The sequence below is a fragment of the Komarekiella delphini-convector SJRDD-AB1 genome (assembly GCF_014831675.1).
Lineage (GTDB): Bacteria > Cyanobacteriota > Cyanobacteriia > Cyanobacteriales > Nostocaceae > Komarekiella.
Genome location: NZ_VJXY01000001.1, coordinates 55,324 through 68,366 on the forward strand (window position 1 = coordinate 55,324; position 13,043 = coordinate 68,366).

At 40.2% G+C, this 13,043-nt stretch carries 9 protein-coding genes and 2 pseudogenes; 8 read left to right on the forward strand and 3 right to left on the reverse strand.

Annotation, left to right across the window (positions count from 1 at the left end; all coding sequences use genetic code 11):
- The 7 genes and pseudogenes from psaB to FNW02_RS00265 all read left to right on the forward strand — a co-directional run.
- A pseudogene (psaB, locus tag FNW02_RS00235) lies at nucleotides 1–194 on the forward strand (photosystem I core protein PsaB); the annotation flags it as partial.
- Nucleotides 195–481: 287 nt separating this feature from the next.
- Nucleotides 482–853 carry a zinc ribbon domain-containing protein gene (locus FNW02_RS00240; protein ID WP_191755601.1) on the forward strand — a complete coding sequence of 124 codons (372 nt, stop codon included), beginning with the start codon at nucleotides 482–484 and terminating at the stop codon, nucleotides 851–853.
- Between the two features lie 335 nt (nucleotides 854–1,188).
- On the forward strand, nucleotides 1,189–1,986 hold the full coding sequence (locus tag FNW02_RS00245; protein WP_191755602.1) for an ion transporter: 798 nt from the start codon (nucleotides 1,189–1,191) through the stop codon (nucleotides 1,984–1,986).
- 271 nt (nucleotides 1,987–2,257) lie between these two features.
- Nucleotides 2,258–3,265, forward strand: a complete 1,008-nt coding sequence (locus FNW02_RS00250; protein ID WP_191755603.1) for a mechanosensitive ion channel family protein — start codon at nucleotides 2,258–2,260, stop codon at nucleotides 3,263–3,265.
- A complete protein-coding gene (locus tag FNW02_RS00255) occupies nucleotides 3,262–4,608 on the forward strand; it encodes a DUF2254 domain-containing protein (RefSeq protein ID WP_191755604.1) in 1,347 nt (448 codons plus the stop codon). Before FNW02_RS00250 ends, FNW02_RS00255 begins: the two co-directional genes overlap by 4 nt.
- Nucleotides 4,609–4,654: 46 nt before the next feature.
- Nucleotides 4,655–5,245: a hypothetical protein gene (locus FNW02_RS00260; RefSeq protein WP_191755605.1), complete on the forward strand. Its 591-nt coding sequence runs from the start codon at nucleotides 4,655–4,657 to the stop codon at nucleotides 5,243–5,245.
- A gap of 73 nt (nucleotides 5,246–5,318) precedes the next feature.
- Nucleotides 5,319–6,613 (forward strand): annotated as a pseudogene (locus FNW02_RS00265) (HhoA/HhoB/HtrA family serine endopeptidase).
- A 32-nt stretch (nucleotides 6,614–6,645) separates the two neighbouring features.
- Here the strand turns inward: FNW02_RS00265 and FNW02_RS00270 are convergent.
- The 3 genes from FNW02_RS00270 to FNW02_RS00280 all read right to left on the reverse strand — a co-directional run bounded on the left by FNW02_RS00270 (nucleotide 6,646) and on the right by FNW02_RS00280 (nucleotide 12,372).
- Nucleotides 6,646–7,743: an AI-2E family transporter gene (locus tag FNW02_RS00270; RefSeq protein ID WP_191755606.1), complete on the reverse strand. Its 1,098-nt coding sequence runs from the start codon at nucleotides 7,741–7,743 to the stop codon at nucleotides 6,646–6,648.
- A 237-nt stretch (nucleotides 7,744–7,980) separates the two neighbouring features.
- Nucleotides 7,981–9,822, reverse strand: coding sequence for a response regulator (locus tag FNW02_RS00275; protein WP_191755607.1), 1,842 nt, complete (start codon nucleotides 9,820–9,822; stop codon nucleotides 7,981–7,983).
- A gap of 381 nt (nucleotides 9,823–10,203) precedes the next feature.
- Complete coding sequence (locus FNW02_RS00280; protein ID WP_191755608.1) at nucleotides 10,204–12,372, reverse strand: ATP-binding response regulator; 2,169 nt, start codon at nucleotides 12,370–12,372, stop codon at nucleotides 10,204–10,206.
- Between the two features lie 182 nt (nucleotides 12,373–12,554).
- On the opposite strand from FNW02_RS00280, the gene FNW02_RS00285 reads away from it, so the two are divergent.
- A complete protein-coding gene (locus FNW02_RS00285) occupies nucleotides 12,555–12,926 on the forward strand; it encodes a response regulator (RefSeq protein WP_191755609.1) in 372 nt (123 codons plus the stop codon).
- Nucleotides 12,927–13,043: the final 117 nt, after the last annotated feature.

A 13,043-nucleotide genomic window follows, 5' to 3' on the forward strand; every position in this document is an offset into this window, starting at 1 on the left:
GGCAAGAGTTGATTGAAACCCTTGTTTGGGCACACGAGCGCACTCCTTTAGCGAACTTGGTTCGCTGGAAAGATAAGCCCGTTGCTCTATCTATCGTCCAAGCGCGTGTAGTTGGTCTAGCTCACTTTACTGTTGGCTATGTCGTAACTTATGCAGCATTCTTGATTGCTTCGACTGCTGGTAAGTTCGGTTAATCTGGCTAAGCTAATGTGCGTCTAAATTGCATAACTACTTTTTGTAGTTGTTAACTGTTGACTGTTGACAGTTAACGGTTAACAGTCAACCTTAATATCGAGGTAATGGGCAATTCAAATACATAACAGCTTACTAGTTTTATAGATGAATAGTAAAAAACCCCTATCGTTAGGCAGGGGTTTTTTATTAAATTAGCTGAATATTAAGATTACAATGCTTGATACAGCTCCTTTTTCCCCGCAAATAGCTAAAATCAAAGTGTTTACTTACCCAATTTGCGCTGAATTTGGCTACTGTATCTTGTCCCCGTTGCCATCAACTCGTTGATAGTCAAGCTATCAGTTGTCCGTATTGCCGCACAACACTTAAAGCTTACGGACATCCTGGCATTCCCTTACACCGTGCCGCTGGGGATGAGTATCTGTGCGACACCTGCACCTATCACGCCGATGATACCTGCAACTTTCCCCAACGTCCCTACGCCAAAGACTGTACTCTCTACCAAAATATTGAAGAAATTAAATTAGAGTTGGAACAGCAACGTTACACCAACAGTTTTATCGTAACTGTGAAAAATTGGATAAAACGCAATCAACCTTTGTTGGTAATAGTAGGTTTATTATTAGTCTGTTTGTTAATGGTTTTATCAACATCTTGAACTAGGGATTGGGTACTGGGTACTGGGAAAAAGTTTTTTCACAATTTGGTTTGGGTTTGAATCCCAATCAAAATTCGTCACTACCCCAGTCCCCAGTTAAAAAATATTTCTTTGGGTAGTAGAGTTATCGCATTAAAAAGCTAGATGGTTAGCGGTAAGAGGGTAAAATGCGTCAACTCATTGTCTAGCGAAAAAATTCGCGTAGGCGCAGCCTAACCTAGGCATCGTCTCACCCAAGCAATTCAAACCCATTTATTGAAACAGGATTTTAACATCACACCTTTAGTTGATGTCAATGTCCTAAAAACCCTTGCTAGTAGCCAATAAAACCATTTATGAGTAGTTCAAAGCTTTTAGAAAAAGAACGTAGCGAAGTTTTGCAACAGTTGGAAGATTGGCTGGAAACTCCAATGCTGGTGCTGGGTTTTGTATGGCTAGCACTATTCATCATCGAGATTATCTGGGGGCTAAATCCTTTATTGCAAACCGTTAGTATTACTATCTGGATTATCTTTATATTAGATTTTTTACTGAAATTAGCGATCGCTCCTCATAAAATTTCCTATATCAAAAGCAACTGGTTAACAGCTATTTCTCTACTATTGCCAGCCCTGCGTACTTTTCGGATTATCCGAGTTGTAAAGATACTACGAACAGCACGCGCTGTGCGAGGGCTACAACTGTTGCGAGTTGTGACTCGTGCGAACCGAGGAATGCGAGTTCTCTCAGCAAGTATTAGCCGTCGAGGGTTTGGTTATGTTGTGGCGTTAACCATGATTATTACTTTAGTAGGAGCAGCAGGGATGTATGCCTTTGAAAATGAAGTTCCTAATGAATCTGGGCTACATAATTACGGCAGTGCTTTATGGTGGACAGCAATGCTCATGACGACAATGGGTTCTGAGTATTGGCCCAAAACGCCCGAAGGACGCGTGCTTTGTTTTTTCTTGGCGTTATATGCGTTTGCCGTGTTTGGCTATGTCACTGCAACTCTAGCGACGTTCTTTATTGGTCGTGATGCCGACGATGATGAAGCAGAGTTAGCCGGGGCGAAATCGATTCAGGTGCTTCAGGGTGAAATCGCAGCATTACGCAGAGAAATTCAAGAACTATTGCATCAAAATTCAGAATGATGATAGGACTTACGCAAAAACTCTCTGAAACTCTGATTTCTCCGTGCCCTCTGTCTTTAGAAGTTCTGATGCCTGTCTTGAAAAGTTTCCTGCGGAGGGAAACCCTCCCGCAGAACTTTTCGCTCTTGGCGGGCTGCGCCAACGGATAGCGCAGCGTTAGTGACGTAGGAGCGTCGGAAACCTCCGCTCAGACTTCTCGCTGTGTCCTCTGTGGTTCGTTCCGTTACCCGTGCGTAAGTCCTGGATGAAAATTAATGAGTGAGGAAACTACATGAATGCAGAAATCTCCGCAGCTTGGGACAAGGTTCAAAGCATGATCAACGGGTTCATAGCTTTGCTACCGAATATTGTCTTAGCGTTAATTGTCTTCATCTTCTTTTTGTTTATTGCTAGCAGAATTAAGGCACTGGTTAAGCGGTTAACTCGCAACCGTCGCCAAGCCCGAAATCTGGGACTAGTGCTGGGAAGGTTAGCGCAGGGGGTGACAATTTTGATTGGGTTGTTTATCGCCCTTTCTATTGTGATTCCTACATTTAGAGCCGGTGATTTGATACAACTATTGGGAATAAGCGGTGTTGCAATTGGTTTTGCCTTCCGCGATATTTTGCAAAACTTCTTAGCTGGGATTTTAATTCTGCTGACTGAACCTTTCCAAATTGATGACCAAATTGTTTTTAAAGACTTTGAAGGAACGGTCGAAAATATCGAGACACGCGCAACAACAATCAGAACTTATGACGGGCGAAGGATTGTCATTCCTAACTCTGAGTTGTTTATTAATTCTGTGACTGTCAACACTGCCTTTGATAACCGCCGATTAGAGTATGATGTCGGCATTGGCTACGGCGATGATATTGATGTGGCCAAGCAGTTGATGCTAGATGCAATGCACAGCATAGACGAAGTTTTAAGAGATCCGGCTCCTGATGTACTGGTAATGGAACTAGCCGAAAGCACTGTTAACATCCGCGTGCGCTGGTGGATTAATCCACCACGACGGATAGACGATCTTCATTCACGGGACAAGGTGTTGTCTGCAATTAAGAAAAAGCTCGTTGCAAACGGCATTGATTTACCCTTCCCAACTCAACAAATTCTGTTCCACGACCAGACCGAAGAGACAGATGGAAACCGCTCCCGTCAGCGTGAAGGTTGGCCATCTGGTAAAGGTGAAGTACCAAAGCCTCGCCGCATCAGTGATTCGCTTAGATTACTTGCTCAAGTACGCTCCTCACAAGATGACAACGGCAAAATAGATTCTCAAATTAACAAACAATGAGAAACGTCAAGTTAAGCAAACTTTGGGATCAGCTCCACTCAAGTTACTGGTTTATACCAGCAGTTATGGCGGTGATAGCTACTGCTTTAGCCTTTACAATGCTCACTCTTGACCGTACAGGCAAGGTAGAAATTGATTATTGGTGGGTTTACACTGGTGGAGCAGATGGAGCGCGATCGCTCTTAGAAGCTGTTGCAGGTTCAATGGTAAGCGTTTCTGCTACAGCTTTTTCAATTACAATCGTGGCGCTTCAGCTTGCGGCTTCCAATTTTGGCCCCCGCCTACTGCGTAATTTTATGCAGGATACGGGTAATCAGGTTGTACTTGGCACATTTATTAGTACATTCATCTACTGCTTGCTCGTACTGCGGACAATTCATGGAGAGGGAGATGGATACAGCCAGTTTGTGCCACAACTTGCGGTTACAATCGGCATTTTACTCGCAATTATTAGCATTGGTGTTTTGATTTATTTTATCCATCATGCTTCAACAATAATTCAGGCATCTAACGTAATCCAAAATGTTAGTGCAGATTTACATTCAGCAATTGAGCGGCTATTTCCAGAAAAAATTGGGCGTGGTGAACCAGAAGATAGCCTTGGAGTTGAAGAAATTCCCATGTCTTTTAAGGAGGAAGCTTTACCGATTCGAGCTAATAATACTGGTTATCTACAAGCGATCGATGACCAAGAATTGATGAAAATTGCTTGTAAGCATAATTTGCTAGTACGCCTTAAAGTTCATCCGGGAAAATTTGTGGTTCAAGGTAGCGATTTAGTCTTGGTTTTTCCTGGTAAAAAAGTCAATCAAAAACTGGTCAAAAAAATCAATGATGCCTTTATTTTGGGTAAAGAACGTACAGAGCAGCAGGATGTAGAATTTCCGATCAATCAGTTAGTAGAAATTGCCCTACGTGCTATCTCTCCTGCCGTGAATGACCCATTTACTGCAATTCGCTGTATTGACCAATTAGGTGCTGGATTGTGTCATCTCGTTCAAAGGAATTTCCCTTCACCTTATCGCTACGATAATAATAAACTGCGCGTAATTACCGAAAGCGTAAAGTTTAAGGGACTAACTGATGCTGCTTTTAATCAAATTCGTCAGTATGGGCGGTCTGATGCCGCAGTAACTATTCGCTTGTTAGAAGCTATAGCTTTAATTGCTAGTTACACTAACAATTCTAAATATCAAGCAGCCCTGCGGCATCATGCTGACATAATTTTACAAGATAGCCGTGAGGGACTCTCACAAGAACAAGACTGCAAAGATGTGCAAGAACGGTATTACGAGGTTATCAAAACTTTAGATAAGAGCAGCACTATTAAAGATTGGGATTAACTAGAAAAATGGCATTTTAAATTAATAGTTTTATTTTAGATTAGGTATGAAAAGTATGAATTGGAAAGGTTTCCGAGTTATTGCGTGGTTTGGACAAGCTCTATTAGCAATATTTGTCATAGTCGCAGCAGTTCAAGGAAAGTGGTCAAATGCTTTGGGTCTAGCATTTTTCCTCATAGCATCTTTTGTGTTTGTTGTCCGAGATGATAAATTACCCACCTTGTTTGATTTTCTGTTTGTCTTGGCTGCATTGCTTAATGCTACTGGTTGGGTATGGAATTTATTTGGTATGCCGGGGCCTTATGACGAGATTGTTCATGCTTATACAACTTTTGCAATTACCCTCGCACTCAGTTTTTTAGTCTATAGCTCAATGTTAAATATTTTTCGGAATCATACACTCTTATATCTGGTGACAATTACTAGTTTTGGGATTGCTATTGGTGCTTTGTGGGAAGTTACGGAATGGTCTGCTGGTAAAATTCTTAATACTCAAGTAATTGAGAGCTTGGATGACACCATCATTGATTTAATTATGGACTCTCTTGGTGCTGGATTAGCAGCTTTAATTAGTCTTTGGGCATTGCAAAAATGGACAAGCCGTAAAGCAAATAATTCCCAAACTGAGACATATTAAATACTTAGGATAGATTAAAAACTATGAAAAATGGTTTAATTTAAAAATTAAGTTTTCAGGTTTGAAAGATATTATGAAACAACAGAATATACATGATAAGAATAATTATGATAACTCAAATTTATTTAATTCGCGAAGACAGTTTAATCAAAGAAAATTTGAAAATTTAGAGAAAAACTTATTGTGGAATAAATCAACAGCTCATTTGCTATCTCTTATAGGGATAATAGTAGGATTTTTGAGTAGTTGTTCGAGAGAGGTTCCTCCTTCGACTGTTCCTTCTCCTACAGTTAGTCAGCTACAGAATCAAAGCTCGCGCTCTCTTATACCAACTGCTGAGGACAGCAACTTTGTAGTTGCAGTTGTCGAAAAAGTAGAATCGGCTGTAGTTCAAATTAATACATCCCGAACTATCAGAACCGAAGTACCACAATTACCAGATACATTTAATGACCCATTCTTTCGGCGCTTTTTTGGTGAAAATCTCCCTACACAGCCTCAAGAGCGAGTAGAGCGCGGTGTCGGCTCTGGTTTTATCATTGTCCCAATGGACGAATTCTCACCAATGCTCACGTTGTCAACAATGCAGATACGGTGACGGTATCATTTTCTGATGGTCGTACTGTTGAGGGCAAAGTGCTAGGCCAAGATTCGGTGAGCGATGTTGCAGTTGTGCAAATTCCTGGTAATAACTTATCAGCAGTAGAAATAGCAAATCCTGACTCTGCAAAACCAGGACAATGGGCGATTGCGATCGGTAATCCTTTAGGTTTACAACAAACAGTAACAGTAGGTGTTATTAGTGCGATTAACCGTTCCTTAAATCTTTCCACTAGACCTAGTAGCTATATTCAAACTGACGCAGCAATTAACCCCGGAAATTCAGGCGGGCCACTCTTAAATGCTCGTGGCCAAGTGATAGGTGTCAACACTGCAATTATTCAAGGTGCTGAAGGTATTGGCTTTGCTATTCCTATAGATACAGCTCAACGAATTGCCCAGCAATTAATTACTCAAGGCAAAGTTGAATATCCTTACTTAGGTCTTCAAATGCTAACACTAACACCAGAAGTCAAACAGAGAATCAATAATTATCCCAACAGTAACGTCCGCATTTTAGCAGAGCAAGGAATTCTTGTTGTTCGCGTTATCCCTAATTCTCCTGCTGCAAGAGTCGGACTGCGCCCAGGAGATGTTATTCAAATAATTAACAATCAATCCATCACCCCATCTGAAGAAGTTCAGCAGATTCTCGAAAAGAATGGCTTAAACAATAACTTACAAATCCAAGTGCTACGCAACGGACAGAACTTACAATTTACAGTAAAACCTGAACCACTGCCATCTCCAAATAATACCCAGTCTTAAGTTTGTCAGGTAGGTAATTACTACCTGACTTATTAACTGTTTTCAACAGATGATTCAGACTTGCTATTTACCACAGTTATTACTTTTTGTTCGTGATTATTGTTTTTATTTTCATGCCAGTTGTTGAGTACATCCTCGACCAAAACTTCTTTAATCCAAGTCTGAAAGACAATTACTAACGGAACAGCCAGAAACACACCTAAAAAACCGAAGAAGCTGCCAAAAAAGACTACTGCTACTAAAGTAACTGCTGGCAAAAGAGATGCTTGGCTTTTCATCACTAAAGGCACTATAACTAGACTTTCAACCTGTTGAATTCCAAAGTACAAAGCTATAACAGCGGCAATTTTCCAAGGTTCTTCACTTAATGCTAGCAGTGCAGGTGGAATCACACTTAAGGTTGGCCCAACATTTGGGATAAATTCTAATAATCCTGCCAAAATAGCATTGACTAATGGCAATGGTATTCCCAAAATCAAGAGTCCAATATAGCTCAATGTTGCAATGACCAGCATAGTAAGAAGCGTGCCTTTTATCCAGCCAGTCAACGAGATTGCACACTTATTTAGAATGTCATCAACTCGCCGACGATAAAAGGCAGGAAATAGCATTATAAATCCCTGCCGATAGGGCAAGGGATTGGCTAATAACATGATGGTGAGAGCTATAAAAAGCAACAAACCTAAAATAATAGAAAGCGAGCTACTGACCAAGCTAAAAAAGTTGTTTATTAGCCGATTTAACCAATCTTGTAAACCTTGAGTCAGATACCTAAGTCCCTGAATATTTTCTAATAGTTGGTCAGGAATTACATTTTGTAACCAGTTGTTCCACGATCGCAACCGTTCTAGCGCCATAGGCATAATATTACCAAATTGTTGCAATTGGTCAATAAGACGCGGTACAATCAGTGCAAAAAAACCGAACAAAACGATCAATAAAAGAATAACTGATATGGTAACTGCAATTCCTCGCTTGATACGAAATCTTTGAAAAAAGCTCACTAATTGATTTAGAACTGTAGCTAAAACCACCGCTGCAAATATCACTAAAAGTATTTGCCGAATTTGCCATAAAATGTAAAGAGATATAACAAGAGCAAGAAACCCAATTAATTGTCCGAATCGCACAATGCATCCTCCGATTTTTAATATTTTCAGTGATTGTGCTGACTTTAGTTATTTAAAATTAGCTGTATTACTATATTAAAAAAGCCACTAAAAGACAGATTTTTGAAGAGTAGTGTTATATCTACCTTCCGATATAATTTAGGTATTTTATAGCTGGTTTTTTATTCAGCAACTACATTACTCTTTGATTACTCTAGCTGGATTGATTTTATTCCCTTCTTAGCTCACTGGAATTTTTTAAGGTTTTAATTTTAAGCCAGTAATTAATTTAATCCGCTCCAGACGGTTTAAAATACGGGCAATCAGTTGTGAGTCTACAATAGGTTTGCTCACACAATCATCAGCACCGATCGCAAATATTTGCTCAACAATATCTGCTTGTAAATTATCAACTAGAAAAAGTACTGGTAAAAATTTCCAGTACGGATCGTTACGCACTACTTGACAAAGTTCAATACCATTGATGTGAGGCATTTCTACATCTAAAATTAGCAAATCTGGGGAAAATTCTGTTAGAGTATCCCAAAAGTAGCGTGGGTTTTTAAGAGTTTTTAGAGTAAGTCCTAAATTTTCTAGAGATTGTTTTATAACAGTTAATGTCTGTGAATCATCGTCTACAACCATGATTCTCGCTTTATTAATACGAGGTTGCTGTAAAACTTGAGTCACTGACTCCAAAATTTCGTTAGGAGGCATGGATTTTTGCAAAAAAGCACGTCCGCCAATTCGTGCAATCTCTAGGCGATCGCTAAAATTATTTCGTTCTGTAAAAACTAACACGGGTATTTGTGGCGTTGGCGTTTCGCCCATCGTAGGTGTTCGCTGGGGTAATTCTGTTATTAATTGCAAGCTATCTTGCACACTATCAAGATCAAGTAGCACCACATCGGGATTTAAAGATGGGATTATACTTCTGGCGGCGGCGAGATTAGTAGCAATCTTAACTTGTAGTTCCTGATTTTCAGCCTCCTTTATCAATTCCTCAACTAATTGGCGATCGCTGCTAATTACTAATAGTAGATTTTGGGTTTGTTCAACAGGATTTTTTTCTAACTCTCGTTGCAACTCCATCAAGAGCTTATCTAAGTAAAAACATTTAGCTTGGCTAAGAAATTTTTGATTTTGAAATAAATCTTCTATCTCATTAGCTAATAACGAGCCTTTTGGAAAGCCAAAACTACCTAACGAACCAGCTAACTTGTGAGCTTCTTGCTCTGCTTTTTGCCGCAGTTGAGCATCAAGTGTACCTTTTCTGAAAGCATCAGCTGCTAGCTTCAATACTGCAATGCGCGAACCAACCTTAGCTTTAAAAGCTTCCCGTTCTTTAGCAACGGCTGCTAGTAGAATTTGCTGCTGCTTTAAATCTATTTCTGGCTCATGTGTCTGAGAGGTTGGCTCATGATATAGAGCTTTTAAACGATAACCCATTCCATAAATAGTTTCTATAAAATCGTAGGGCGCACCCACTGCTTTTAACTTCTGTCGTAAACTTTTGATATGAGATTTAATCGTATTTTCTTCAGGTGGATCTTTTTCAGCGCTCCAAAGTTGATCTACAATTGCACCCCGACTAAAGATGCGTTGATTATTGCGTAAAAATAGGTCTAAAAGACTAAATTCTTTTGCTGTTAAATTTAGTGCAATGTCTGCATAAGTTACCTCACAAGTACTAGGATCAAGGCGTAATCTTCCCCATTCTAAAACTGGAGGTAAAGCAGTATTTCCCCGACGTAGTAAAGCACGAATCCGCGCTGATAACTCTTGAAAGTCAAATGGTTTAACTACATAGTCATCGGCTCCGGCATCTAAACCGATAACTTTATCAGTTTCAGTATCTTTTGCTGTTAAAAGAAGAATCAGCATTTGATAGCCTTCTTGCCGTAGTTGCCGACAAAGACTTATGCCATCCAGCTTCGGCAGAACGATATCTAATAAAATCAGGTCATACTTACAAACACTTACCAACTCCCAACCGGCTTCACCATCAGCAGCAATATCAACTACATAATTTTGTTTAGTTAGAACTGTTGCCAAAGCTTGAGCAAGCGAATTATCATCTTCTACTAAAAGAATTCTCATGCTGAATACTTGCTCATCGAAACACTCCATTAGCAAATAGCAATATCCACAAATTGAATATCCTTGATACTTTTATATCTTTTCGGATTAATCTGACATCTATCAAAGGGTTAGTTAAACCCAGCTATATGTGTTTTACATTATTTTTGCTGACTCTGAAAGCTAAAAAGTTAAGCACATATTTAATTGTTACTAATTAAACTACAATATGTGAGTTATATATTAAGATGCTACACATTTGGTATTGGTAAAATTTAATTATTAAAATCAAATCTAACACCTTACTGATCATGAGGCATAAAGCACCTTACGTGGATTTCAAAAATCAAATATGAGTCCTATAGATTGCATTTAATCTTATCAGTGAAAAGTTAAAACATCTTAAAGTTTACCAGACATTTTACCCAGGCTGGCAACAACTGCAATTAGCTCAGCGGCTCTAACTGGTTTCGCTACGTGTAGCTGAAATCCTGCTGCTAATGCTTTTCTGTAATCTTCTACTCTGGCGTACCCTGTTAGTGCAACAGCAGGAATGCCTCCGCCTAGCTCTGGTTCAAGTTCTCTGATTTTACGTATCAGCGCGTAGCCATCTTCATCTGGCATTCCAATGTCGCTGATTAACACATCTGGATGTAATTCTTCTAGTGCCTGAAGTGCCTGCCTTGTAGAGCTAAAAGCAGTAACTTCCGCTCCACACTCTTCGAGTACTACGGTAATCCACTGCCGCACATCCGCCTCGTCATCTACAACTAGCACTTGCAAGCCAGTAAGAGGGCTGGGGACTAAAGGCTGGGGAACTCGGGGCCCCCTTTGGGGATAAGGGGCAATGGGGACTAGAAATTGGGGAGATGAGGGTGGAGTGTCAGTTATTCTCTCCTGCTCCTCTGCTCGTCTACTTTCTTCTAAAACGGGCAACTTGACTGTAAATGTTGCTCCTTGCCCTATTCCTTGGCTTTGGGCTTGGATTGTGCCACCATGCAGTTCTATCACATGATGTGCGATCGCCAGCCCTAAACCCAGTCCTTTATTTGACCGAGTATGGCTACTATCTGCTTGGCAAAAGCGCTCAAATACGTGCGGTAAAAAGTCAGCACTGATACCCTGGCCTGTATCACTCACTTGAATTTGAGCATAGTTAGAGATTGGGTATTGAGGAAAATTTTCCCCAATACCCAATCCCTTTGACAACCGCACCTCAATTCGTCCGCCGTTGGGTGTAAATTTGATCGCATTGGTGAGTAGATTTAACACAACTTGTTGCAAGCGGTCTGAGTCGCCCCAAATTTTTTTTCTTGAAGTATCAAGTATAGATTCAATTTGAATATCTTTAGCATCAGCCAGTGATTGTACAACTTCAATTGCGGCTGTAATCACTTCCACTAAATCTACCAAGCCAATGGAGAGTGAAAGCTCTCCTCTAACAATACGTGAAATATCAAGTAAGTCTTCAATAAGTTGCATTTGCAAATTAGCATTGCGTTCAATTGTCTCCAGCGCGAGATTTGCTCTAGCGTTATCTAACGCACCCGTTTGCAACATCCCCGCCCAACCGATAATTGCAGTCATAGGAGTACGTAATTCATGAGAAACTATTGCCAAAAAGTCGTCCTTGGAACGATTTGCCGCTTCTGCTGCACTTTGTGCCGCTTCGCTAACGGCGCGTGCAGCTTGTTCTCGCAGCAGCAGTTGCTCTTTTTCTTCCTCGGCTTGTTTGCGCTCAGTAATATCTTGCATGATTTTAGAGAAGCCGCGCAGATTTCCATTTTCATCTCGTAAAGGTGTGATTACACAATGCGCCCAGAAAAATGTCCCATCTTTGCGGATATGCCAACGATTTTCCCGCGAAAAACCTTCAGTTATGGCTTGTCTCAATGCTTGTTGTGGTTGTCCACGCTCAATTGCTTCGGGTGAAAAAATCAACTCAAAAGGTTGACCAATAATTTCTGCTTCTTGATAGCCTAAAATACGTTCTGCTCCAATGTTCCAACTAGTAAATTTACCATTTGGATCTAGCATAAAAATTGCGTAATTAGTGACTCCTTCTATTAACAAGCGATAACGTTCTTCACTTTGACGCAGACTGTCTTGACTTTCACGTAGACGCTCATAATTTTGTAGGGCTGTTCGCGCATTAATTAGGGCTTGCGATCGCGCCTGACGTAGTGCAGAGTTAAGTGAGCTAATCAACAATCCTACTAACACAAACTGAAGTAAACCCACTATACTAAACCCACTCACAGCCAGAGAATAAAAAGGTGGTAAAAAGAAGTAGGCGCAGACTATAGCAGACAAAAAAGTTGCTAATAATCCTGGATTTAAACCGCCATACCAGGAACTAACCATGACAGCAGCTAAAAACAGTGGGTAAATCGAATTGAGCTTGTGTAGCTGCCATAGAAGCAGCGTCAGTAGTAAAGCCAGTAAAACGCTTAAGAATGCAATGCCATAACCTTGTAGTTGCGATCGCGTAGCGTCTCCGTAGGAGAATCGCCATTCGCGAAGCGTTCCGTAGGAAAGGCGGGACGAAGCCCATCGCGTCAATCTCCACATTTTCTATTACTTCTGGTTATGCCATAGGTTTATTAGGGTTCTGCACGAGTTTTCCACTTTCGAGTTTTATCTTAGAAAATGAACCTTAAGAATATGGTATTTCTAAACAGTGCCCCTCACGATATTGGAGAAATTGAAGTAGGCAACAATAATAATTTCAAACTCCAAGGAAGATAATAATAATGAATACTAAACAAATTTTAGTTATTGATGATGAAGATGACATCCGTCAATTGATTCAGACTTGTCTAGAAATAATGGGGGGCTGGAAGGTGTTGACTGCTACTTCAGGTAATCAAGGATTACTCTTAGCTCAGTCATCTCAACCCGATGCCATCCTTTTGGATGTAATGATGCCTGATATGGATGGTTTAACAACTTTTCAACAACTACAGGCTAATCAAACAACTAAACATATACCTGTGATTTTGCTGACAGCTAGGGGGCGCACAACTGACCAGCGTTTATTTACTCAACTCGGCGTTAGAGGCATAATCAGTAAACCTTTCAATCCTCAAAAACTAGCTGTTCAAGTAGCAGCAGCCTTGAACTAAAGTAAATTTAAAAATCATACCGACTGTTTCAAGTTCAACTATTCTTACCTCTAAATTGAATAACGCTAGCACCTAAATTTTTAAGCATCTTTGCTTGAGAATTAGTCTATCTATAGT